Origin of the sequence: Sulfurimonas lithotrophica, from assembly GCF_009258225.1 — a bacterium.
In the GTDB taxonomy this organism is placed as follows: Bacteria; Campylobacterota; Campylobacteria; order Campylobacterales; family Sulfurimonadaceae; genus Sulfurimonas; species Sulfurimonas lithotrophica.
The window spans coordinates 740,596-766,025 of the sequence record NZ_CP043617.1; the positions used below are offsets into that span (position 1 = coordinate 740,596).

Below are 25,430 nucleotides of genomic sequence, written 5' to 3' on the forward strand. Positions count from 1 at the left end.
GCATATATTAAAACATAATCGGATATAATCTATGTATGTTATATGAGATATGAGAAATATATTATATCAAGCATCGATACTTTTAAGGAATAATAGGAAAGTGGTATTAAACAATTTACATATATCGATGACTGATTTCAAAAATGAAAGTCGTGTTTTAAAAGAAACAAACTCTATGCTTAAACATGGCATCGTAAATAAAATTTTTATAGCTTCACTACATGAAAGTGGACTAGAAGAGGAAGTAGTTTACGATGAAAAATTGATCTTAAATAGATTCAAACTCTCCACTAGAAAATTTAGCAAAAATATTTTTTTTCAGGCAATTAAATATATTGAATTTTTACTAAGAATAATTTTTTTTTATAAGAATAAAAATATTAATATTATAAATATACATTCTGTTTCTTTATTACCTATTGGAGTTTTGTTTAAGTATATTTATGGTGCTAAACTTGTTTATGATACTCATGAGCTTGAAACAGAAGTTACTGGCAGTAGAGGAATAAGAAAAAAACTATCAAAAACTATGGAGAGATTCTTAATCAAGAAATCTGACTTGATGTTTGTTGTTAGTGAAAGTATATCTGACTGGTATTTGAAGGAATATAATATCAGAAAACCTGAAGTCGTACTTAATGTTCCCAAATTGTTTAAACAAGAAAGTACTAACCATTTTAGACAGAAATTTAATATAGATGAAGATTCAGTAATTGTTTTATATCAAGGTGCCTTGATGGAAGGTAGAGGAATTGAGCTTCTTTTAGAGTCTTTTATTTTTAGAAAAGACGATAATATAGTGATAGTATTTATGGGTTATGGACCATTAGAAGAAAAAGTTAAAAGTGCAAGTAGTGAAAATAATAATATATTTTTTCATACGGCTGTCCCTCCAGAAGTAGTTTTAGAGTATACAGCTTCAGCAGATTTTGGAATATCGTTTATTGAGAATACTTGTTTATCTTATTATTATTGCTTACCCAATAAACTCTTTGAATATGCTATGGTCGGTTTACCGGTAATTGTGTCTAAAATGAAAGAAATGGAAGATATAGTCAAGAAATACAATATGGGTATTGTTGTTGATGAAAGTAATGCAAAAGCGATTAATAATGCCATAGATAATATATTAAAAACAAATTTAACTCAGATGAAAGAAAATGCGAGAAAGTGTGCTGAAGAAAACTCTTGGGAGAAGCAGGAAGTTAAAATGATAAATGAATATAAGAGGATATTATATGGAAAGTAAAAATTATCAAATATGTACTAAATGTGTGATGGACACTACTGATCCTAAAATTACTTTTGATGAAAATGGTGTATGTAGTCACTGTCAAGAATTTGAAGAAGTAACATCAAAGAAGTGGTTTCCAAATGAAATAGGTTTAAAAAAACTTGAATCAATATATAAAGAGATAAAGAAAGAAGGTCTTAATAAAGAATATGATTGTATTTTAGGATTAAGTGGAGGTATAGATAGCTCATACTTGGCATTAAAACTATATGAAGCTGGTATCCGTCCATTGGTAGTCCATGTGGATGCTGGATGGAATAGTGAGTTGGCTGTAGGAAATATAGAAAAAATAATAAATTATTGTGGTTGGCATCTTCATACTATTGTAATAAATTGGGAAGAGATGAAAGACTTACATCTGGCATATTTAAAATCTGGTGTATCTAATCAGGACGTACCTCAAGATCATGTTTTCTTTGCTTCTTTATATAGTTTTGCTGTGAAAAATAACGTTAGACATGTTATGAGTGGAGGAAATATTGCCACTGAGTGTATCTTCCCGAAAGCATGGGAACAAGGTGCTATGGATTCAATTAATTTAAAAGCTATACATAAAAAATTTGGGAAAAGAAAACTTAAAAGTTATAAGACAGTTAGTTTTTTTGAATACTATTTTTATTATCCTTTTATAAAAAAAATGAGTGTTGTAAAACCACTTAATTATATGCCGTATATTAAAGATGAAGCTCTTGAAGAGCTGAAGTCTAAAATTGGATATGTAGATTATGGTAGGAAGCATGGAGAATCTATCTTTACAAAATTTTTTCAGAATTATTATCAGCCAACAAAGTTTGGATACGATAAAAGAAAACCTCATCTATCAAGCATGATAGTTACAGGACAAATTACGAGAAGTAGTGCATTAGAAGAACTTTCAAAGCCACTGTATGATGAAAATGAACTAAATAATGATATAGAATATTTTTGTAAAAAACTAGGTATTAGTAATGATGAGTTTAATGAGCTTATGAAAGTTCCTAACAGAGATTATAGAGATTATAAAAGTAATCAATTCATATATAAAATTATGAAAAAAGCTCAAGAATTTATTTTAAAAATAACTGGAAAAGAAGTTTCAAGGTATTAAGTATGATTGCAATTTTGGATTTTGGTATGGGTAATATACAATCTATTCGTAATATGTTTAAAAAAGCAGGTATTGAGTCGATAATTACTTCTAATATTGATGAAATAAAAGCAGCTGATAAATATTTGTTACCCGGTGTTGGCTCGTTTGATTACGGAATGATTAATTTAAAGAAGTCATCTTTCTTTAAAACTCTTAAAGAAGAAGTTTTAGAGAACAAAAAACCTATTTTAGGTATTTGTTTGGGAATGCAATTATTGACTAATTCAAGTGAAGAAGGAGTTGAAAAAGGGCTTGGTTGGATAGATGCAAAAACTATTAAATTTAATCTAGAAGATAAGAGTTTGGCAGTTCCCCATATGGGTTGGAACAAAGTAAACCCAGTTAATCAAAATAGTATTTTTAAAAATTTAGAAGAAAATAGATTTTATTTTGTACATTCATATCATGTTGTTTGCAATAATGAAGAAAATATTTTAGGAACATCTTTTTATGGAAACGAGTTTACATGTAGTATTAATAAAGAAAACATTTATGGAGTGCAATTTCATCCTGAAAAAAGTCATAAGTTTGGCATGCAACTTCTTAAAAACTTTGGGGAAATGTAATGTTACAAAAACGAGTAATACCATGTTTGCTTTTACACGATGGTGGGCTATATAAAACAGAAAAATTTAAAAAACCAAGATATATAGGTGACCCAATCAATGCCATAAAGATTTTTAACGAAAAAGAAGTAGACGAGTTAATGTTTTTAGATATTGATGCAAGTGTTAATAACAGTGAGCCGAATTACCAAATGATACAGGATATAGCTAGTGAATGTTTTATGCCTCTTTGTTATGGTGGAGGGGTTAAAAATGTTGAGCAAATGAAAAAAATATACTCACTAGGGGTTGAAAAAATATCTTTAAGTTCACATGCTATTGAGAATTTAGATTTTATAAAGACAGCAGCAAATATTTTTGGTAATCAATCTGTAATAGTTACTATAGATGTAAAAAAAGATTTTTGGGGAAAGAAAAAAATCTTTACACATAATGGCAAAAAAAATACAAAACTTGAACCTATAGATTTTATAAAAAAAGTTGAATCTATGGGTGCAGGTGAAATAGTAGTCAACTCTGTTGATCATGATGGCATAATGGAAGGTTATGATATAGAATTACTAAAAACTATTAAAAATGAAATAAAAGTACCTATAATTGCACTAGGTGGTGCAGGAAAGTTAACTCATATTAAGGATGTGTTTGAAAAAGCAAATGTAGATGCAGTTGCATGTGGTAGTATGTTCGTATATCAGGGTCATTTAAAAGGTATTTTGATTAATTATCCTCCATATCAACAAATTCAAGAATTACTAAAGAAATAGATTTCATTTAAGTATTTAACAAATAGCTAGTAAGGGAAAAAATGTGTGGTATTAGTGGAATAATAAATAAAAACAATGAAACTATAGATATAAAAAATATTAAAAAAATAAATGATTTAATAAAACATAGAGGTCCTGATGACGAAGGGTTTTATTTAGAAAAAAATTTCGCGTTTGGCCACAGAAGATTATCTATTCTTGACCTCAGTAGCGATGGTCATCAACCTATGCATTACCAAAATAAGTACGTTATAACTTACAATGGCGAAATATATAATTATCTTGAAATAAAAGAAGAACTTTTAGCATTTGGTTATGAATTTAATTCACATACTGATACTGAAATTATATTGGCTAGTTATGATAAATGGGGAGAAAAATGCGTTGATAAATTTAACGGTATGTGGGCTTTTGCTCTATATGATAAAGAAAAAAATAAAATCTTTTGCAGTCGCGACCGCTTTGGTATAAAACCATTTTACTACACTGAGATAGATGGAAAATTTGTATTTGGTTCAGAGATAAAGCAGCTATTAGATTTTTATGAAAATAAAGTTGTAAATCAAAATATACTTATTGACTATCTTGTCACCGGCATGATAGAACACAATAATGAAACATTCTTTAAGAATATTTATAAACTGGAACAATCACACAACCTAGTTTACAATCTTGAGAATAATCAGTATAAAAGTTATAGATACTATGATATTTACTTTGACAAAGAGGCAAGTAATTTAAACTGTACAGATTCAGTACTAAAGTATAAAGATCAATTTTTAAGGTCTATATCATTTAGATTAAGATCAGATGTTAAAGTTGGAACTTGTTTAAGTGGTGGTCTTGATAGTTCAAGTGTAGCAGCATGTGCAGCAAATATATATAATAGAAATACAGTTAATAAATTTACCGCTATTCATGCTAAATCTATTGAAAAATCTAGTGACGAATCTTATTATGCTAAGAGAGTTGCAGAGCACTCAAATTTAGATTTAAATATTATAGAACCAGAAGTAGATGATTTTAAAAAAATTATCGATGAAGTTATTTATACACAAGAAGAGCCATTTGGAGGTCCTTCCATATTTATGCAATATTTTGTTATGAAAAAAGCAAAAGAATTGAATTGTAAGGTAATGTTAGATGGACAAGGTGGTGATGAAACACTTCTCGGTTATGAAAAATATTATCCTGCCGCATATTTAGATATATTAAAAAAAGATGGACTTTTTAAAGCAATTAAGATGATTAGATACTCAAATAAAAACAACTTTAAAATGTCATTTAAATGGATTTTGAAATATACAATCGGTGGTCTTCTTGGAAGGTTAAGAAAATTCGAGTATAAAAGAAAAACAAGCTTTATAAAAAAGAAATATTTGAAGGAGTTTAGTTTTATTGACAAATTGTCAAAAAGTTTTTTACAAATAAATGAATTACAAAGATATGAAATTTATCATACAAACCTGCCTGTATTATTAAGGTATGAAGATAAAAACTCAATGCGTCATTCTATCGAAACAAGACTTCCTTTTATTGATTATAAAACTTTAGAAACAGCTTTTAGTACAAATATGGAATATAAAATTAATGATGGATGGACTAAATATCTTCTTAGAAAAGTTGTGGATGATATTTTACCTGAAGATGTTGTTTGGAGAAAGAATAAATTAGGTTTTGCAGCACCCGAAAAAACTTGGTTAGAAAGTATAGATGCAGATATGAAAGAAAAAATCTTTTCTTCTAATATTATAAAAACTGTGAGTAATTTAAATAAACTGTCAATAAACTACAATAAACTGTCTTACAGAATAAAATGGCGTCTTTATAATATAGCTGTTTGGGAAAATATTTATGATGTTAAAATTAAAACATAATCTTAGTATTAAGTTAATATAGGTTTTCAAATGAATAAAGTTATATATATATTTACAAAAACAAACTGGAGTGAACCTCCAAGAATTCGGCATCAAGTTACAAATATGCTAATAAAAAGAGGTTATGAAGTTTATTTTTTTCAAAAACCAACAATTAGAATAAAAAACTTGAAAGAAAGGAAAGAAAACTTAGTACTATTAAGTACTTTTGAGTTAATACATCATCAATTGCGTTTCATTTCCCCTCTTATATGGTTAAACAAACTACTAGTTAAATGGAATATAAAAAATATATCAAAAGATGAACCAAAGCCGGATGTGATAATAAACTTTAATTATGATTATTACTTTTTAAAGGAGTTGTATCCAAACGTAAAAATAGTAAATATAATAAATGATGATTTTATAGAAATGGCAAAGCCATGGATGAAAAAACTAGCAAAAGAACAATTACACAAAACTTGTCTAAATGGTGATGAAACACTTACAGTATCATATCCTCTTGAAAAACAATTACTTAAGTTTACAGACAATGTTCATTTGTTCTTTCCATGGGCTGGTCAAAGATATCAGAATCATGGAGCAGAAAAAGTCAAGGATACTGTACTCTGGTGGGGGTATATAAGACATAACATTGATTGGGATACGATAGAATATCTTTTAAAGAAAGGTGTAAAGATTCGTATGGTTGGACCTATAATGAAAGCTAAAAATATAGATCAGTATATTGAACAACTACAGAAATACGATAATTTTGAATTACAAGCTAGTACAAGTTTAGATAAATTGAATTTTGATGATATATGCTGTTCTTTATTGAGTTACCGTAAAGATGTTGAAATTAAAAAAGGAATAACAATTAGTAATAGGGGATTTAACTTGCTTTCTAATGGTATACCTCTGGTCTATGTTAATTTGCCTGAGCTTATAGAAGCACCAGTACAAGTTATAACTAAGTGTGATAGTAAAGAGGATTATTTAAATGCAGTTAAATACTTTCAAAATAATTGGAATGAAGCCCAACCATATATAAAAGACTTTTTGGAAGGGCACTATGAAGAAGATAGATACGAAAAGTTAAAGAGTTTCATTAATTAATAAATTATTTTATTTTATGTATTGATTCTTTTTTACTTTTTAAAATAGGTTTTTCTATTATTAGCCATGAAAGAATTCCTGACAGTATTGTAAGAAAAATAACCATAAATACAAATGATATTTCATTTGTATATCCATAAAAAACAAATAAGTTAACAAAAAGCATATGGTATATATAAACTCCATATGAGATGTCATTTTTATTTAATAACTTATCGCTTAAATTATAAAATGAGTAAGCTATAGTGAACACTAGTATACTTAATAATATAAAATTAAAAGGGTTGATTGTGTTACCTGTTGAAAACCCCAGAATGTGTTTTGAAAAATATGTTACAATAATGTATAATGGTAAAAGATATATTGCTTTATTAGTAAAGTATGTTTGGAGTTTGGAGAAATTTTTTTGGAAAAACACACCAGTTAAAAACATATAAAACCATGGTAAAAATGACACACCTATTAATTTTAAAATAAAAATATTTTCATATACACTTCTATAATGATGATAAACTATGTTAATAATCATAAATAATAATATTAGTATTATCAACAGAGTATTTGAATTTAATAATCTGCCAAATATTGAAAAAAGAAAGTACAATATTGGAGTAAGTACATAAAATTGTAGTTCAACTGAAATTGTCCATAAGCTGCCATTTAATACACCAACACCGAAATCACGCATAAATTCTGGATTGTAAAATTGAACTATCGAACTTTGCCCTGCAAACCATATTAAAAATTCATTCCAAGTAAACGTTATAGTGTTAAAGTAACCTGTCATATATACAAAGCTTATACCCACTATATTACATATAAGTAAGGCAGGAAAAATTCTAAATGTTCTATTTTTAGTATATTCTTTTAAATTTGATGAATGCTCAAATGATTTACTTATAAGGTATCCACTAACAAAGAAAAAAATTGGTACTCCGGGAAATAAATCAAGTACGAAAACTATTATATTAAATAAAGTAGAAGAATTATCGATGTCCAGATGTGTTTTAGTATGTATAAATGCAACTTGTAAAGCAGCAAAAAATCGAATTAAATCAAAATTATTTATTTTAAAATTAGGTTTTGGCATTTAAAAATTACTCTTTCAAGTTTAAAGTTTTACGTCGAAACGTATTATATTCATTTAAGCTTAAAAACTAAACTTTCAGCACATCATTAAAAAAATAAGATATAATCTGAATCATTATGATTGTAACGGGGTATATGAATGTTTAAAAATAAAATTTTATTGATTACTGGAGGAACAGGTTCTTTTGGTAATGCTGTTCTAAGAAGATTTTTAAATACAGATATAAAAGAGATTAGAATTTTTTCTAGAGATGAAAAAAAACAAGATGATATGCGTAAGCAGTATAATAATGAAAAATTAAAATTTTATCTTGGTGATGTTAGAGATGTAAACTCTATCGTAGATGCAATGAGAGGTGTAGATTATGTTTTTCATGCAGCAGCATTAAAGCAGGTACCTTCTTGTGAATTTTATCCTATGCAAGCAGTTGAGACAAATATAGTTGGTACTGAAAATGTTTTAAATGTAGCTATTAATGCAAATGTTAAAAAAGTAATAGTTCTAAGTACAGATAAAGCAGTTTACCCTATAAATGCTATGGGAGTAAGTAAAGCTATGATGGAAAGAGTGGCTGTAGCAAAATCGCGTAATATTGATGATAATCAGACAATGATTGCATGTACGAGATATGGTAATGTTATGGCAAGTCGTGGCTCAGTGATTCCCTTATTCTTAGGTCAAATAAAAGATGGCAAACCTTTAACAATAACAGATCCTAATATGACAAGATTTATGATGAGTTTAGATGACGCTGTAGAACTTGTTTTATTTGCATTTGAAAATGGAAAAACCGGTGATATTTTTGTTCAAAAAGCACCAGCGGCTACAGTTGGAGTTCTTGCAGATACTTTAAAAAACATGGTAGGTAAGCCGGAACATAAAGTAAATGTTATCGGAACTAGACATAGTGAAAAACTTTATGAAACACTTTTAACAAGAGAAGAGATGGTGCATGCTATTGATATGGATGAGTATTATAGAATTCCTGCTGATACGAGAGATTTAAATTATGATAAGTTTTTTAATGATGGAGAAGAAATAATAACACAAGCTCATGAATATCATTCACATAATACTACACAGTTAAATGAAGAAAAATTAATAGAGATGCTACTTAATTTACGTGAAATTCAATCTGAATTAAAAGAGTTTGGAATTATTAAATGAAAATTTTAATAACAGGTTCTAATGGTTTCATAGCTAAAAATTTAATAACTCACTTAGAAAGAGATGAATCTCATAAGCTTTATCTCTTTTCAAAAGAAGATTCAGAATCTATTTTAGAAGCTTATATAAAAGAGGTTGATTTTATCTTTCATTTAGCTGGTGTAAATAGACCAAAAAACATAGAGGAATTTTATACTGGTAACAGCAGTTTAACTAAAAGTATTATAGATACATTAAAAAAAGAAAATAAGAACACTCCAATTTTAATTACATCTTCAACGCAAGCTTTACTTGATAATGATTATGGCAAAAGTAAATTGGAAGCGGAAAATATTCTTAAAGAATATAGCCAAAATACCGGTGCAAATATATTTATATACAGGCTACCAAATGTATTTGGAAAGTGGTCAAAACCAAATTATAATAGTGTTGTATCTACATGGTGTTATAACATTTCAAATAATTTGGATATTCAAATCAATGATAGTAGTACAGAGTTGGACCTTGTTTATGTTGATGATGTTGTAAGTGCTTTTATAGGAAATTTAACTAATAAAAGTAAAGAACAATATTTTAGTGTAGATACAGTTTATAAAAAGTCTTTGGGTGAAATAAAAGACTTATTGTATTCCTTTAAATCTAATAGAGAGAATTTATTGATTCCAAATGTTGGTTCAGAATTTGAAAGAGCCTTATATGCTACCTATTTGAGTTATTTGTCCACTGATGATTTTTCTTATGAATTAAAAGGTTATGAAGATGAAAGGGGAACTTTTTATGAAATATTAAAAACCTTAGACAGTGGGCAGTTTTCTTTATCAACGACTGCACCAGGTGTGACAAGAGGAAATCATTATCATCATACAAAAAATGAAAAATTTTTAGTTGTAAAAGGTGAAGCTGTATTGGAATATAAACATATAGTTTCAGGTGAAAAAATTTCATATAAAGTCAGTGATAAAAAAATGGAAGTAATAGAGATGATTCCCGGATATACGCATAATATTACAAATAGTGGAAAAGAAGAAATGATATTATTATTATGGGCTAATGAAGTTTTTGATAGAGATAATCCAGATACATATTTTTTAGAGGTATAAAATGATAAAAAAACTAAAAGTTATGACAATAGTCGGCACAAGACCAGAAATTATAAGGCTATCATCAGTCATAAAAAAACTGGAAGAATCAGAGGCTATTGAACACATACTCGTTCATACAGGTCAAAACTATGATTATGAGCTAAATGAAGTTTTTTTTAATGATTTTAATTTACGAAAACCAGATTACTTTTTAAATGCTGCGACTGGTGCTCCAACTGAGACCATAGGTAAAATATTTATTGCAATAGAACCTGTACTAGAGAAAGAAAATCCTGAAGCAGTTTTGATTCTTGGAGATACAAATAGTTGTCTTTGTGCGATACCTGCAAAAAAAAGAAAAATACCAATTTTCCATATGGAAGCAGGAAATAGATGTTTTGATCAAAGAGTACCGGAAGAGACAAACAGAAAGATTGTGGACCATACGGCTGATATTAATCTCACCTATAGCGATATTGCAAGAGAATATCTTTTAAAGGAAGGGTTACCAGCCGATAGAATTATAAAAACAGGTTCTCCAATGTTTGAAGTTATATCAAGTAAAATTAATGATATTGATTCATCTAATATTTTAAGTGAACTACAATTGAAACAAAATGAGTACTTTGTAGTATCCGCACATAGAGAAGAGAATATTAGTTCTGATAAAAACTTTATAGATTTAGTGAACACTTTAAATACAATAGCTGATATATACAAATTACCAATAATAGTTTCTACACATCCGCGCACTAGAAATAAAATAAATGAATTAAATATTGAATTTAATCAACTAGTTTCATTAATGAAACCATTAGGATTTAATGATTATGTGAAACTTCAAAAAGAAGCAAAAGCTGTTTTAAGTGATAGTGGTACGATAAGTGAAGAATCTTCTATATTAAAATTTCCAGCATTAAACATAAGAGAAGCTCATGAAAGACCCGAAGCTATGGAAGAAGCAAGTGTTATGATGGTAGGTCTTGAGCAGGAAAGAATTCTTCAAGGTTTGGAAATATTAAAAACTCAACGACCAGATAATCTTAGACTTGTTAAAGATTACAGTATACCTAACGTATCAGAGAAAGTTTTAAGAATAATATTGTCATATACTGACTATGTAAATAAAACAATCTGGAAAAAGTAAATTGAAGATTTTATTGATTCATAGATTTTATTATCCGGACTCCCCACCGTATGCAAAGATACTAGATGATATGCGTAATCTTTTTTTAGATAAAGGTAATGAAGTTAACGTATTGTCTTCAGTACCTTCATATAAGAAAGTTGATTATAAAAAAACGGATAAGTTAATTACGAAAATAAATGATAGTTCTGTAATTTATAGAATTCCTGTATTAAGAATAAATAATGAATCAATTAATAAGTTGTTTAACTTTATTTGGTTTCCTGTAGCTGTGTTTTTTTTCTTATTATTTTCTAAAAAATATGATATCGTTACTGTATCAAGTAACCCACCTGTTATACTCGCTTTTTTTGTAGCATGTGCTACTAAAATTAGAAAAAATAAATTAGTATATCATTGTATGGATATTCATCCAGAAATAGGAAAGATTAGTGGAGAATTTAAAAATAAATATATTTTTAATATTTTTAGATGGATGGATAACTTTACATGTAAAACAGCGTCTAATATAGTTGTTTTATCCACTGATATGAAGGAATCTCTAAGTAGTAGAGATTTGAATATAGATAGTAAGATAGATATAATCAATAACTATGACTTGTCGGACGGTGAAAAAAGTAAAGATAGGTATTTCCCAGAAGATGATAAAAAAAGAATTGTATTTACCGGAAATATTGGTAGGTTTCAAAAACTAGAAAAGTTTATAGAAGCTATAAAAAAACATGATTGTCTAGATAATGTTGAGTTGTTGTTTGTAGGTGAGGGAAAGTATTTAAATAAGTTAAAAGAGTTGTCTTTTGGACTTGAGTGTGTTAAGTTTATTCCCCACCAACAAATAAATATAGCAAGAAAAATTATAGAAGAATCTAGTATGGGGATAGTAAGTCTTGAGAATGAAGTTATTAAATACGCATTTCCTAGTAAAACAATGACCTATTTATCTGAGGGTACACCTGTCCTGGTATGTATGGAGGAAGAGTCGGAATTGTCAAAATTTATATTAAATAACAAATTGGGAAGTGTATTGAATATAAATAATATAGAGGAAATATATCAACTGTTTATATCTATACGTGATGAAAATATTTCTTACGATAGAAAGCATATAAAGAATATTTTTGAAAATAATTTTTCGAAACGTATTTATGAAGATAAATTTTTAAAACTTTTTAGTAATTTGCTGGAGAATAAATGAACTATCAATCAATAATTATAATAGGTGCACCTAGATCTGGTACTAATATGTTACGAGATATATTATGTGAATTTAATGGTGTTGGAACTTGGCCTTGTGATGAAATAAATTATATATGGAGACATGGTAATATGTCGTTGGAAACAGATCAGTTTGACAAATCTATGGTGACTCCAAAAATAAAAAAATATATTAATAAAAAATTTGATCAACTTGCCAAAAAAAATAATTTAGATTTTGTAATAGAAAAGACATGTGCAAATTCTTTAAGAGTGCCATTTGTGGATCATATAGTGTCAAATGCAAAATATATATTTATTTATAGAGATGGTATAGATGCAGCGGGATCGGCTAAAAAAAGATGGACTGCAGAACTTGATATACCATATATATTAAAAAAAGTAAGATATGTGCCTTTATCGGATTTACCGTATTATGGTATTAGATACTTTTGGCATAGGATATATAAATTGTTTTCTAAAGAAAAAAGATTGGCATTATGGGGTCCTCAATTCAATGGTTTAGATGAAGCTCTAAAAAAATATTCTCTTGAAGAAGTTGGTGCATTACAATGGAAAAAATGTGTTGATTTAAGTGAAGAAGCTTTTGGAAATATTTCAGAAGATAGGTTGGTCAGAGTTAAATATGAAGAGTTTGTAACAAATCCACAAGTAGAATTGAAAAAAATTTTGGAAAAATTTAAAATAGACTATACTGATAAAGAAATTGAGGAATATACTAAAAGTGTATCGAATAAAAGTTTAGGTAAAGGAAGAAAAGCTTTTAATCAAGATCAAACCGAAAATATTACAGAACTAATAAAAGACTCTTTAGAAAGATATGGATATGAATAATATAATCAAGCGAATATTTGATTTTGTTGTATCTTTCATTGGATTACTATTTACTTGGTGGATCATATTAATTGCATGGATTATTGCTACAATTGAGACTAAGTCCAATGGTTTTTTTATTCAAAACAGAGTTGGAAGATATGGTAAACTATTTAAAGTAATTAAAATTAAAACTATGAAAAAAGTTAGTGGGATGGATACTACAATTACTTCATCTGATGATGTACGCATTACAAAAAGTGGAAAATTTTTTAGAAATACAAAAATAGACGAGTTGCCACAGCTTTGGAATGTATTGGTCGGGGATATGAGCTTCGTTGGACCAAGACCTGATGTCCCTGGATATGCAGATAATCTTCAAGGAGATGATAGAATTTTACTTACTATACGACCAGGTATAACCGGACCTGCTAGTTTAAAGTATAAAAATGAGGAAGAAATATTAGCAAATCAAGAAGACCCAATTAATTATAATGACAATGTTATATGGCCGGATAAGGTAAAAATAAATATAGAATATATAAAAAACTGGTCATTAAAAAAGGATATTGTGTATATTATAAAAACTGTTACAGGATGAAAAATTGAATAAAAGAATTTTTTTAAGTGCACCTCATATGGGGGGAAACGAACTAAAGTATATAGAAAAAGTTTTTGAAAGTAACTACATAGCTCCACTTGGAGAGTATGTAAATAAGTTCGAAGAAAGTATAAGAAGTTATACAGGTGTTGATAATGCTCTTGCTGTTACAAGTGGTACAGCAGCTATTCATTTAGCACTTAGAATTTTAGGTGTAGGAAAAAATGATGATGTATTGGCATCTACTTTCACGTTTATAGGTTCTGTAAATGCTATTATTTATCAAGGTGCAAATCCAGTATTTATTGATAGTGACAAAGAGTCTTGGAATATGTCTCCAAAGCTACTAAATAAGTATTTGTTAGAGTGTGAAAAAAAACCGAAAGCTTTGATTGTGACACATCTTTACGGTATGAGTGCAGATATTGAAAAAATAGCAGATATCTGTAAACTACATGGTGTATATTTAATAGAAGATGCAGCCGAGAGCTTAGGTGCAACTTTTAACGGAAATCATACAGGGACTTTTGGAGACTTTGGTATATATAGTTTTAATGGAAACAAGATACTCACAACTTCAGGTGGCGGAATGCTTGTAAGTTCTAATGAAAATTGGATAAAAAAAGCCATGTTCTATTCTACTCAAGCAAAAGAATCGTTCATACACTATGAACATGAAGAGTATGGATATAACTATCGTATGAGTAATGTACTTGCAGCTATTGGTGTAGGACAAATGGAAGTTGTTGAGGATAGAGTTAGTAAAAAAAGAGAGATTTTTGAATGGTATAAAGAGTCTTTATCTGATGTTAAAGAGATAGAGTTTATGCCAGAACTTGATAATAGTAGAGGAAATAGATGGCTTACGGCTATGACTTTTGAAATTACAGACTACAATAAAATTATGAAAACTTTAGAAGATATAAATGTAGAGTCCAGACCTCTTTGGAAACCTATGCATATGCAACCGCTTTTTAAAAATGCTAAAAAATATGTTGATGGTACGAGTGAAAACCTGTATAATCATGGTTTATGTGTAGCAAGTAGTACTACAATGACAAAAGATGATGTTAAAATGATTTGCGATAAAATAAAAGAAAATTTGGACTAATATATTGTTGAATATTGATAAAAGAATATTAAATTTTTTAGTAATTATTGTTTTAACATTTATAACTTTTTGGTGGACTTTTTTTATATTTCATTTGCCGTTTGACTACAAAGTAGTTGTAGTAGTATTAGTTCTTCGCATGATTTCATCTACACTTATTTTTAAAGATTTTTCACTTTCATGGTCTAAAGCAACGCAAAAAACTTTTATTATAAAAAGTGTTGTATATATAGTTCCATTTTTGTTTTATATGCCTTATTATCATGGAGAGGTTAGATTTGCATTTTTGGCAAGCGAGCTTTTTTTATATCTTTTTAGTATTAACTTTATGATGTATTTGTATTATTATTACATAAATAGAAGCAGAGTAGAAAAAACTAAAAATGTAGTTATATTTGGAGCAGGAAAAGCCGGATTAAAGTTAGAAGAAGAGTTTAGAAATTCTGAGTATAAAGTAAAGTATTTTATAGATGATGATGAAGTTATACAAGGCAGAAGTATAGATGCTATACATATTCTTTCTTTGGAATCTTTTAAAAATAGAGTTAAAAATAAACGATATGACTTACTTGTAATAGCAATTCCAAGTGCATCTAACGAGCAGGTTAAAAATGCTTATAATAATTTACATAAGTATTTTAAAGAGGTGCAGGTTCTTCCTTCGCTTGAACATATACTTAGAGATAAAAACTTTTCAACGCAGTTAAAAGATATATCAGTAGAAGATTTACTTGCTCGACATCCAAAAGATTTAGATAAAGAAAAAATATCTGAATTTATAAAAAATAAAACTATATTAGTTACCGGTGCAGGTGGAAGTATAGGAAGTGAGATATGCAGGCAATGTCAAAAATTTGGAGCTAAAAAACTTATACTGCTAGATCATAGTGAATATAATCTCTATGCCATTGAGCAGGAGTTAAATAACTCAAACGTTATCCCTGTGATGCAGTCTGTAGTAGATGCAGATGCACTAGATATTACCTTTAAGACTCATAATCCTGACATTGTGATTCATGCTGCAGCTTATAAACATGTCCCGTTGGTTGAGCATAATATAAAAGAGGGTATTGTAAATAATATTATAGGTACAAAAAATACTATAGATGCAGCCATAAAACACAAAGTTGATAAATTTGTACTTATTTCTACAGATAAGGCAGTTCGACCTACAAATGTGATGGGCACTACAAAACGTATATGCGAACTTTATGCACAGAACTCTAACGGAAACGGCACCGATATAGTGGCTGTGAGATTTGGAAATGTACTTGGATCAAGTGGGAGTGTAATACCAAAGTTTAAAAAGCAGATAGCAGAAGGTAAAAATATAACAGTAACCCATCCTGATATTACACGATACTTTATGCTTATACCTGAAGCTTGTGAACTTGTTCTTCAAGCAGGAGCTATAGGAAGTGGTGGTGAGATATTTATACTTGATATGGGTGAGCCTATAAAAATAGCAGCTTTAGCTAAAAAAATGATAGAATTAAGCGGACGTGATGATATAGATATAGAGTTTACAGGTTTGCGTCCCGGTGAAAAGCTTTATGAAGAATTATTAATAGATGATACAGATTGTAAAACAGACTACGAATCTATTACTGTCGCAAAACCGACTTCTTATGATAAAGTCAAGTTAAATGAAGATATAATCGAACTTTTAAAAACAGACGATAAACTCTCAAAACTAAAAGAGATAGTCCCCGAGTTTAAGCACAACAATAATTTATAAAGAGGCAGTATGCAAGAGAATCAAGTAAATCAAAATATATATCAAGAAGATGAGATAGATTTAAAAGAATTAGTAAGAACTTTATGGGTTAAAAAAACTTTTATAATAATATTTACGACAATAATAACTTTATTAGCTATTACATATGCTTTCTTCGCTCCAAAAGTTTATGAAGCAAAAGTAATATTTAAAATAGGTGAATATAAACAGATTGTTAATAATGATGATAAAAATACAAATACTGTAACTGTTACTATTGCCAATGCTTCTGAGTTAACACAAGAATTAGAAATTTTATATATAGATTTATATAAAAATGTTAAAGATAGAGAAGCAAAAATAGATAAAGTAGGTTTATTGAAGAGGCAAAAAAATCTTTTTGAAGTTGTAGCATTAGGTAATTCTAATAATTCAGTAACGAAAGAGTTGAAAAAGATTCTAAAATATGTACAAGAAAAACACATAAAAATTTTGAATGATATTAAAAATATAAGAGAATCACAAATTGAACAATTATATAGTCGATTAATAATTTTAAAAACAAAAACACTACCTACTTTAAAGGATAGAATAGATAGATATAATGCAAATATTCAAATATATGAACAAAATTTTAAAGATGTGCAGAATAATATTAAGAAAATAAAAAACAAAAACCCTACACTTGCTACAATCCAAATAAATGAGCAAAAATATCTTGCTGATATGCTTATTACACTACATGATTCTTTAGAAGAATTGGAAGCTAAAAAAGATAATATTGAATTAATTGAAATAGCAAAGATTGAAGAAGAATTAAATACTTTAAAGTCACTAATGGAACCACATAATTATAAAAATACTGATGTTATCGGTGATATAATGACTAATGATTCCCCTGTAAAACCAAAGAAAAAGTTGATAGTTATAGTTGCTTTTGTAACAGGATTTATACTTTCAATATTTTTGGTATTTTTTATGGAGTTTATAAGAGGTTTTAGAGAAGAAAAAGCAGAGCAGGTTTAAAAACCTACTCTATAATATGTCCCACAAACTTAGACATATTGTCTAATATCTCTCCACCTTTACGAAAGCTAAGTCCACAGGCTTCATAAGCGAAGAATACTCCTGCTTGGTATTTTTGTGCATTTTCATCTTTTGGAAAATCTACATATTCTTGATAAATCTTTTTATAGTTATCATATTCTCCATCAGTATGAGCAAGAACATTCCCATTCTCATCTACTATTTTGGTATTTGCACCCTCACGCCCAAAAACTGTTTTTTCAACATATTTCACACCTTCTAATGGCTTATCTGATGTTTTAAGTAGATAAGGTGAGTTTGGAAATAAATCATAAAGAATTTTTAACATACCTTTTGATTGAAATAGCAGGGTATATGCAGGATTTAAAATGATGGCTTTTTGATTTTGCATAATAGTATTTAATGTTGTGGCAAGTTCAGGCTCATCATGTGCTATATCTTCCCAAGGATACAGTTTAAACCAGTATTCGTATTCTACACCGTCTGCATCGTAGATGCCGCTTTCATCAAATTTTACATTTTGCAAAAACTCGTAAGCGGTATTAAATCCTGCATCTGTAGCTATCTGCTGAAGAAGTCTAGTCGTTGCTTCCTCTTCATCATTACCTTCAATAGATGAAAATAAAATCTTCCATCCGTCATAATGTTCATTAAACGTAGATGTATCGTCAAAAAGTGTAATAAGACGTTTAAAGTTCTCTTGGATTGCTTCATAAACATTATTAAATTGTTTATTTTCATCCATGTTATTTTGTTTTAGCAATGCCCATTGTAGTAGGGCAGTCTCAAAAAGAGCAGTCGGAGTGTCGGCGTTAAACTCTATAAGTTTAATTGGCTTGCCGTCTATTCCGCCTGCTAAATCAAAACGAGAGTATATATGCCAGTGAACATCGTTTTCCCAGCTTTTTTTAATCATATCAACTAGATTAAACGGAATTCCCAACTCGAAGAACAAATCATTCTCTATTACATATTCGGCAGCTTCAACATACATATCGTATATCTCATTTGCTGCACTGTAGTAAGACTCAGCTTCATCTTGTGAAATTACGACAAGTTCATCATTTACGTATTTACTTCCGTCTTTATCCGTATGCCATGTGAAGCCAATCTCTTCAAGTGTTTTATCTTTAAGAGGATTTAATTTTTGTAGTTTAACCATTTAATTTATCCGCTATAACTTCTGCTTCCATAAGTTGAAGATTTGTTGTTTCCAAAGAAACTTTTTTTGCTTGAACTGCTTTTTGAAGATTTAGCAGTAGCCGAACGGCTGTATGCACTTTTATTTACTGCGGATGAACGGTTTGCAAAGTTTTTATTATTCATCAGTGCATTACCTATCATATTTCCAAGCAGACTTCCCGCAGCAACGGCTAAAATAGTCCCTGCTAAGCCCATACCGGCATCTGCACTGCCGCTTTGAATTGTCTCGCTTGAACCGTTTTGAACTTTTGCATACTCTTGTTCAGCCAGTGCTTTCATTTCAGCTTCACTCATAAAACGCTCAGTTACATTTCCGTTTGCATCGCGCTCACGTATAATAGCACGAGATTCACCTTGAGTTGGCATCTCCTCTATAACTTTATATTTTCCGTTTGCTTGTTGTTCTATAACTAAAAATTTGTTTTGAGCTTGTTGTTCTTGCTGTTGTGAACATCCGCTTAGTATGCTCATCATCGCTATTCCGGCACTTCCTAATGCAACTCCGCCTGCTATACTGGATATATGTCTCATTATCTTAAATCCTTTTTCTTTAACAAAATCATTTTTTGGAGTTCATAATCGTAAAATGTTATATTTTTACGTCCGTCATAGTAAACATCTCCGTAAAAATTAAAACGACTGTCTTTGTAGCTAATGCCTTTTTTCATAAACATAGCCTCCCCTAAAGATTTACCTAGAGGTTCAAAAAGTGGAAGTATAGCTAAAATAGTTAAACTAATAATTGTAAAGATTGTAAGCTTTTTATTCTCTATAAATATAATAATAAAGCCGAATATTCCGCTAAATAAAAAGAAAAAAGCAAAGTTTTGATTATCTGCAAATAAAATGTTGAAGTATATCTCTATCTCATTTGCATCGATATAATGTAGCTTTATCCCTAAAAAAAGAAAAAAATCAACTATAAATGTGACAAGCATTCCGGTAAGCAGTGCCATAAAAACTTTACTCATCTCAAGCTCCTGATTTTGTAGTCATTTATTTTTAAAAGTTTAGATGATGACAATTCATGTAAACCGTATTTATCTTCTATGATTATATCAGTTTTATGTTCACAAAAATCTCTGTTAAAATTTTTGCCTATTTCATTTGCACTTGTAGAATAATGCCAGTTTAAATCTCTTAATATTTGAGAGTTTTTATAAGAACTATCTACTCTAAAGGCTTTGTTCTTTATTATAAATGTTGTTTTTTTTGCACGTCTTACAAGTTTTTTTTTACTTTTGGGAACTCTTGATTTTATTAATGATAAAGAGTTATATACTTTTATAAAAGGTTTTGACTCCGGACGTGATTTTATATTTGAGAGTTTAGAATTATTTTGTGAGATAAAACCGACGGTAGTGTCGGTTTGAGTTAAAAGAACTAATGATTTTATATTAAGAAATCTTGTATTGCTTTTGCATCTGACCATGAATCATCTTTCATCTCATCAAGTGCAAGCAATAAAGCACGAGCGGCACTTAAAGTAGTAAAGTAAGGAATTGAACGCTTAAGTACCTCTTGACGTATAACTACGGCATCTTTTTTAGCAGTATTGTTATCCGAAGTATTTATAGCCATTGCTATCTCGTCGTTTTTCATAGAGTCTTCTATATTTGGGCGACCTTCTGATATTTTTAATATACGTTCACACTCAACACCCTTAGAAGCTAGATGCTCTTGTGTACCTTTAGTAGCTACCAGTTTAAATCCGTGATTTACTAAACCTTGTGCAATTTCGGTTGCATTTTCTTTGTCTGCATCTACAAAGCTTAGAAAACATGTACCTGCTGTTGGGATTTTATTTCCTGCACTTATTTGAGATTTTGCAAAACTTATTCCAAAGTTTTTACTTACACCCATAACCTCACCGGTTGATTTCATCTCAGGGCTAAGAGTCAAATCGGCTCCTATTAGTTTATGGAAAGGAAAAACTGCTTCTTTTACGGATATATGACCTTTAAGCTCAGGTTTTAGTACACCGTTATCTTCTTTTACTATATTATATTTATCGTAAAAATCTAGTGAACTTCTAAGAGTTTCTCCCATCATTACACGAGTTGCAACTTTTGCAAGCGGCATACCTGTAGCTTTGGATACAAACGGAACAGTACGGCTAGCTCTTGGATTTACTTCTATCAGATAAATTTCACCTTCATAAATAGCATACTGAACATTCATAAGACCGCGTACACCGAGACCTAAAGCTATAACTTTGGTTTGAGCTTCAACTTTTTTAATCATCTCATCGCTTAAATTTACAGGAGGCAGTGAACAAGCCGAATCACCCGAATGGATGCCCGCTTCTTCAATATGTTGCATAACTGAACCTATATATACTTCATTGCCGTCAGATATACAATCAACATCAAGTTCAATCGCCTGATCTAAAAACTTGTCAATTAAAACCGGAGCTTCGTTTGAAACTGAAATAGCAAGTTCCATATATTCGTTTAACTCATCTTCAGAATATACTATTTTCATACCGCGACCGCCTAGTACGAAAGAGGGACGAACAAGTACGGGATATCCTATTCTAGATGCTATTGCAGGAGCTTGCTCTTTTGCAGATGCAAGACCGTTAGCGGGTTGTTTTAAACCATGTTTGTTTACAAAATCGCTAAACTGTTCTCTATCTTCTGCTAAATCAATGACGGCAGAAGGCGTACCAGATATATTTGCACCTATTTTAGTTAGGCTATCAGCTAGTTTAAGAGGAGTTTGTCCACCAAAGTGAACTATGATTCCATCGGGTTTTTCTTGTTCAATTACTTCACGTACGTGTTCAAAATCAATAGGCTCAAAATAAAGCACGTCTGAAGTGTCATAATCCGTTGATACCGTTTCAGGGTTACAGTTGTACATAATGGTTTCTATATCCATTTCTTTTAGTGCAAATGCAGCATGAACACAACAGTAGTCAAATTCTATACCTTGACCGATTCTATTTGGACCACCACCTATAATAAGGACTTTTTTCTTATTGCTTTGTCTTTTAGGTGCAGGTATTTTAGTTATATTTGTAGTTGAGTAAAGATATGGTGTAAGTGCTTCAAACTCTGCAGCACAAGTATCGACTTCGTTGTATTCCATTGTTATAGCCATATCTTTTCTAGCTTTATTTACATCATCTTCACTGCATTTTACATTTGAATTTTGGCTTACAAGTTGAGCTAAACGTTTGTCTGAAAAACCGTCGGCTTTTAAAAGACGCATTTGGTTCTCATCTGTAAGGATATCTTTTGTTACATTATTTTCTGCATCTATGAGTTCTTGTAGTTGGTAAAGAAACCAAGGGTCAATTGCACACGTATCAAACATTTCTTCAATGCTCATACCGCGTCTAAAACCTTCAGCTACATAAAGTGCACGGTCAGCATTTGGACGGCGAATTTCACGCTTTATCTCTTGTATATCTGCATCTATCGGGTCAAAACCGCAAAGTCCTGTTTCAAGTGAACATAATGCTTTTTGTATTGACTCTTTAAAAGTACGACCAATTGCCATAGCTTCACCTACGGACTTCATACTTGTTCCAAGTGTGCTTATAGCTTCAGGAAATTTCTCAAATGTAAAACGAGGTACTTTTGTAACAACGTAGTCAATTACAGGCTCAAACGATGCAGGTGTACCCGTAATATCGTTTGTGATTTCATCTAAAGTAAATCCAACAGCCAGAAGTGTTGCAACTTTTGCAATAGGATAACCTGTAGCTTTAGATGCGAGTGCAGATGAACGAGATACACGAGGGTTCATTTCAATAACAATCATACGACCGTCTTTTGGGTTGATTGAGAACTGAACGTTAGACCCGCCCGTATCTACACCGATTTCACGCAAAATTGCAAAAGAAGCATCACGCATTCTTTGGTACTCTTTATCCGTAAGAGTAAGTGCAGGTGCTACAGTTATAGAATCTCCGGTATGAACACCCATAGGGTCAAAGTTTTCAATCGAACATACGATTATACAGTTATCGGCATGGTCACGGATAACTTCCATCTCGTACTCTTTCCAACCAAGCATCGACTCCATAATCTCTATTTCGTTTACCGGACTAGCTTCAATACCTGCAGCTGCCAGTTTTTCAAACTCTTCCATATTGTATGCTACACCGCTTCCCCCGCCGGCTAGGGTAAAAGAAGCTCTGGATATTACAGGAAAACCGATTTCACGTGCTACTTCCATAGCTTCTTCAACCGAGTATGCATTAGCACTTTTTGGTAAGTCCATTCCGATTTTTACCATAGCCTCGTTAAAAGCCGAACGATCTTCACCTTTATGGATGGCTTCAGGAGATGCACCTAAAAATTCTACACCTTCGAGCATCCCTTTCTCATACATCGAAGTTGCAACGTTTAGTGCTGTTTGACCACCCATAGTAGGTAGGATGGCATCTACGTTTTCTTCTTTAATAATTTTAGCAACAACATCTTCTTTTATAGGCTCAATATAAGTACGGTCGGCAAATTCAGGATCAGTCATAATAGTAGCAGGATTTGAATTTATAAGAACTACTCGATAACCCAACTCTTTTAGAGTTTTAACGGCTTGAGTACCTGAGTAGTCAAATTCACAAGCTTGACCGATAACAATCGGACCGGAGCCAATAAGTAAAATAGTATTTATGTCGGTGCGTTTTGGCATCAAAAAACCTTATAATTTTTTTTGGATTATAGCCAAAGAGCACTTAAAAAATGATTACTCAATAATATTTATTTAACGGATTTTATAAGGTGGAAGTAACTTGGCTCGCTTGAATCGTAATATGGTTCAACAACAGCACTTTGATAACCCTGACTTTTTGTGACGGACAGTACTGTTCCGACTTTTAAACCTTTAAAAAAAATATCATCGAGTCCGGAGGTAGTTACAAGGTCACCTTTTTTTATTTTAAACCAAGAGGGAATATACTCAACCATAATATTTTTTTCATCGTTTCCGTTTGCAACACCGGGAGCTTTTTTATCTCCAACATATACTGCATATGTACATTTTCTGTCTCTATTTAATATAGCAAGAGGTTTGTCTCCGTTTGATACGACAATCCCTGCTACTAACTCTTTATACGTCAGGCCGTATATTTTAGAAGAATTAAAATCATCCATCTCTATCCACAATCTGTTTAAATCACCAAATCTTTTATACGAAATAGCACGGACAAGTTCAACTTTTGGATTAGTTTTTAATGTTGTTTTATTTACTGAAAACAGATCATTTACTTCAGAAGCGAGCTGTTGCATAACCAAGTGATTGTTTTCATATTTTTCAAGTTTTTCTTTTAGTTCTTCTATCTGTTTGGTTTGAAAAAAATGCTTGTCGATATTTTCAGAGGCATATTCTACAGTATCGTGATATGTTGATTTTACATAGTTCAGAGCTGAAATAAACGGTCCTTGAATTATATTTGTATAATACATAGCACCTACAAAGAGTGCTATGAATATTAAAAAAAAGCTAAGTAGCTCTTTATTCATTCTCAAAAAGCTCTTGTAGTAAGTCTATCTCTTCTAGTGCACGACCTGTTCCGCGTGCTACGGCTAAAAGTGGTTCATCTGCAACAAATACAGGTATTTTTACAATATCTGATAAGAATTTGTCAAGTTGACGAATTAATGCTCCACCACCTGTTAAAATAATACCGTGATTAACGATATCTCCTGCTAAATCAGGCGGCATTTGCTCCAATACGTCACGAAGTGCTTCACCAATCTCACGAAGCGGTTCACGCATAGCTTCACGAGCATCTTCACTTGTTAATTCAACAGAACTTAAAAGACCTTCAACTTGGTCACGCCCGTTTGTAACCATAGCAAGTTCGGTCTCAAGTGCTACGGCAGTTCCAATGTTGATTTTAATATCTTCTGCTACACGCTCACCTATAAGTAAGTTGTATTTTTTACGAATGTAGTTAACGATAGCCTGATCGATTTTATCACCTGCTACACGGATAGACTTTGACAGTACCAGTCCACCAAGAGATACGACACCTATTTCTGTAGTACCGCCACCTATATCGACAACCAAGTTACCTTGCGGATTACGAATCTCAACACCGGCACCGATTGCAGCAGCCATCGGTTCTTCGATAAGAAAAACTTCACGTGCACCTGCACTTAGTGCCGATTCACGAACGGCTTTACGCTCAACCTGAGTTAAACCGTAAGGCACACAAATAATGATACGAGGAGATACTAAAGCTGAACGCCCGTGTGCTTTTTCAATAAACTTACGAATCATTTTTTCCGTCATATCAAAATCAGCTATGACGCCGTCACGCATTGGACGGATAGCTTTGATATTACCAGGAGTTTTCCCGACCATCTCTTTGGCTTCTTTACCGACTGCCAATACACGTTGTTGTCCATATTTTTCTGTTTTTACGGCTACAACTGAAGGTTCGTTAATAATAATACCGCGCCCTTTAGCAATTACAATCGTATTTGCAGTACCCAAATCTATCGATAAGTCATTTGAAAAAAGTCCTACTAGTTTGTTAAATACCATCT

Annotated in this window: 23 protein-coding genes; 15 read left to right on the forward strand and 8 right to left on the reverse strand. The window is 30.7% G+C overall.

Annotated features, from left to right (window positions below; genetic code table 11):
- Positions 1-100: 100 nt before the first annotated feature.
- From FJR48_RS03805 to FJR48_RS03830, 6 genes are read left to right on the forward strand one after another with little or no spacing between them, the layout of a single operon-like run.
- Positions 101-1,249: a glycosyltransferase gene (locus tag FJR48_RS03805; protein ID WP_223176126.1), complete on the forward strand. Its 1,149-nt coding sequence runs from the start codon at positions 101-103 to the stop codon at positions 1,247-1,249.
- Complete coding sequence (locus FJR48_RS03810) at positions 1,239-2,381, forward strand: N-acetyl sugar amidotransferase (RefSeq protein WP_152306835.1); 1,143 nt, start codon at positions 1,239-1,241, stop codon at positions 2,379-2,381. Before FJR48_RS03805 ends, FJR48_RS03810 begins: the two co-directional genes overlap by 11 nt.
- A 2-nt stretch (positions 2,382-2,383) precedes the next feature.
- A complete protein-coding gene (gene hisH / locus FJR48_RS03815; RefSeq protein WP_152306836.1) occupies positions 2,384-2,989 on the forward strand; it encodes an imidazole glycerol phosphate synthase subunit HisH in 606 nt (201 codons plus the stop codon).
- Complete coding sequence (locus FJR48_RS03820; protein WP_152306837.1) at positions 2,989-3,753, forward strand: AglZ/HisF2 family acetamidino modification protein; 765 nt, start codon at positions 2,989-2,991, stop codon at positions 3,751-3,753. Before hisH ends, FJR48_RS03820 begins: the two co-directional genes overlap by 1 nt.
- Positions 3,754-3,794: 41 nt before the next feature.
- Positions 3,795-5,630, forward strand: a complete 1,836-nt coding sequence (asnB, locus tag FJR48_RS03825) for an asparagine synthase (glutamine-hydrolyzing) (RefSeq protein ID WP_152306838.1) — start codon at positions 3,795-3,797, stop codon at positions 5,628-5,630.
- Between the two features lie 30 nt (positions 5,631-5,660).
- On the forward strand, positions 5,661-6,728 hold the full coding sequence (locus tag FJR48_RS03830; RefSeq protein WP_152306839.1) for a hypothetical protein: 1,068 nt from the start codon (positions 5,661-5,663) through the stop codon (positions 6,726-6,728).
- Positions 6,729-6,732: 4 nt separating this feature from the next.
- Here FJR48_RS03830 and FJR48_RS03835 read toward each other — a convergent pair whose 3' ends face one another.
- Complete coding sequence (locus FJR48_RS03835; RefSeq protein ID WP_152306840.1) at positions 6,733-7,818, reverse strand: acyltransferase family protein; 1,086 nt, start codon at positions 7,816-7,818, stop codon at positions 6,733-6,735.
- A 159-nt stretch (positions 7,819-7,977) separates the two neighbouring features.
- On the opposite strand from FJR48_RS03835, the gene FJR48_RS03840 reads away from it, so the two are divergent.
- The 9 genes from FJR48_RS03840 (at position 7,978) to FJR48_RS03880 (ending at position 17,697) form a co-directional block, all read left to right on the forward strand.
- Complete coding sequence (locus FJR48_RS03840) at positions 7,978-8,985, forward strand: polysaccharide biosynthesis protein (RefSeq protein WP_277872382.1); 1,008 nt, start codon at positions 7,978-7,980, stop codon at positions 8,983-8,985.
- Positions 8,982-10,085 carry a polysaccharide biosynthesis C-terminal domain-containing protein gene (locus FJR48_RS03845; RefSeq protein ID WP_152306842.1) on the forward strand — a complete coding sequence of 368 codons (1,104 nt, stop codon included), beginning with the start codon at positions 8,982-8,984 and terminating at the stop codon, positions 10,083-10,085. The genes FJR48_RS03840 and FJR48_RS03845 overlap by 4 nt, the downstream gene beginning before the upstream one ends.
- A gap of 1 nt (position 10,086) precedes the next feature.
- Positions 10,087-11,214 carry a non-hydrolyzing UDP-N-acetylglucosamine 2-epimerase gene (gene wecB / locus FJR48_RS03850; protein WP_241856114.1) on the forward strand — a complete coding sequence of 376 codons (1,128 nt, stop codon included), beginning with the start codon at positions 10,087-10,089 and terminating at the stop codon, positions 11,212-11,214.
- A gap of 70 nt (positions 11,215-11,284) precedes the next feature.
- Positions 11,285-12,409 (forward strand): glycosyltransferase family 4 protein, encoded by a 1,125-nt coding sequence (locus tag FJR48_RS03855; RefSeq protein ID WP_152306843.1) that lies wholly within the window; start codon positions 11,285-11,287, stop codon positions 12,407-12,409.
- Positions 12,406-13,263: a sulfotransferase family protein gene (locus FJR48_RS03860; RefSeq protein ID WP_152306844.1), complete on the forward strand. Its 858-nt coding sequence runs from the start codon at positions 12,406-12,408 to the stop codon at positions 13,261-13,263. The genes FJR48_RS03855 and FJR48_RS03860 overlap by 4 nt, the downstream gene beginning before the upstream one ends.
- The gene (locus tag FJR48_RS03865) at positions 13,256-13,843 is read left to right on the forward strand and encodes a sugar transferase (RefSeq protein ID WP_152306845.1); all 588 of its coding nucleotides are present in this window, start codon (positions 13,256-13,258) and stop codon (positions 13,841-13,843) included. Before FJR48_RS03860 ends, FJR48_RS03865 begins: the two co-directional genes overlap by 8 nt.
- Positions 13,844-13,847: 4 nt before the next feature.
- Positions 13,848-14,954, forward strand: a complete 1,107-nt coding sequence (gene pglE / locus FJR48_RS03870) for a UDP-N-acetylbacillosamine transaminase (protein WP_152306846.1) — start codon at positions 13,848-13,850, stop codon at positions 14,952-14,954.
- A gap of 7 nt (positions 14,955-14,961) precedes the next feature.
- Entirely contained in the window at positions 14,962-16,692 is a 1,731-nt protein-coding gene (locus FJR48_RS03875) for a polysaccharide biosynthesis protein (RefSeq protein WP_152308376.1), read from the forward strand.
- 9 nt (positions 16,693-16,701) lie between these two features.
- Positions 16,702-17,697, forward strand: coding sequence for a Wzz/FepE/Etk N-terminal domain-containing protein (locus FJR48_RS03880; RefSeq protein ID WP_152306847.1), 996 nt, complete (start codon positions 16,702-16,704; stop codon positions 17,695-17,697).
- A 4-nt stretch (positions 17,698-17,701) separates the two neighbouring features.
- On the opposite strand, the gene FJR48_RS03885 is transcribed toward FJR48_RS03880, so the two are convergent.
- The 7 genes from FJR48_RS03885 to FJR48_RS03915 all read right to left on the reverse strand — a co-directional run bounded on the left by FJR48_RS03885 (position 17,702) and on the right by FJR48_RS03915 (position 25,428).
- Positions 17,702-18,880 (reverse strand): glutathionylspermidine synthase family protein, encoded by a 1,179-nt coding sequence (locus FJR48_RS03885; RefSeq protein ID WP_152306848.1) that lies wholly within the window; start codon positions 18,878-18,880, stop codon positions 17,702-17,704.
- Between the two features lie 5 nt (positions 18,881-18,885).
- Complete coding sequence (locus FJR48_RS03890; RefSeq protein ID WP_152306849.1) at positions 18,886-19,452, reverse strand: Cj0371 family chemotaxis-regulating polar lipoprotein; 567 nt, start codon at positions 19,450-19,452, stop codon at positions 18,886-18,888.
- A complete protein-coding gene (locus tag FJR48_RS03895; RefSeq protein WP_152306850.1) occupies positions 19,452-19,892 on the reverse strand; it encodes a hypothetical protein in 441 nt (146 codons plus the stop codon). Before FJR48_RS03895 ends, FJR48_RS03890 begins: the two co-directional genes overlap by 1 nt.
- On the reverse strand, positions 19,889-20,353 hold the full coding sequence (locus tag FJR48_RS03900) for a hypothetical protein (RefSeq protein WP_152306851.1): 465 nt from the start codon (positions 20,351-20,353) through the stop codon (positions 19,889-19,891). The genes FJR48_RS03895 and FJR48_RS03900 overlap by 4 nt, the downstream gene beginning before the upstream one ends.
- Positions 20,314-23,568, reverse strand: a complete 3,255-nt coding sequence (gene carB, locus FJR48_RS03905; protein ID WP_152306852.1) for a carbamoyl-phosphate synthase large subunit — start codon at positions 23,566-23,568, stop codon at positions 20,314-20,316. The genes FJR48_RS03900 and carB overlap by 40 nt, the downstream gene beginning before the upstream one ends.
- A 68-nt stretch (positions 23,569-23,636) precedes the next feature.
- Positions 23,637-24,398, reverse strand: coding sequence for a rod shape-determining protein MreC (mreC, locus tag FJR48_RS03910; RefSeq protein WP_152306853.1), 762 nt, complete (start codon positions 24,396-24,398; stop codon positions 23,637-23,639).
- A complete protein-coding gene (locus tag FJR48_RS03915; RefSeq protein WP_152306854.1) occupies positions 24,391-25,428 on the reverse strand; it encodes a rod shape-determining protein in 1,038 nt (345 codons plus the stop codon). The genes mreC and FJR48_RS03915 overlap by 8 nt, the downstream gene beginning before the upstream one ends.
- Between the last annotated feature and the right edge of the window lie 2 nt (positions 25,429-25,430).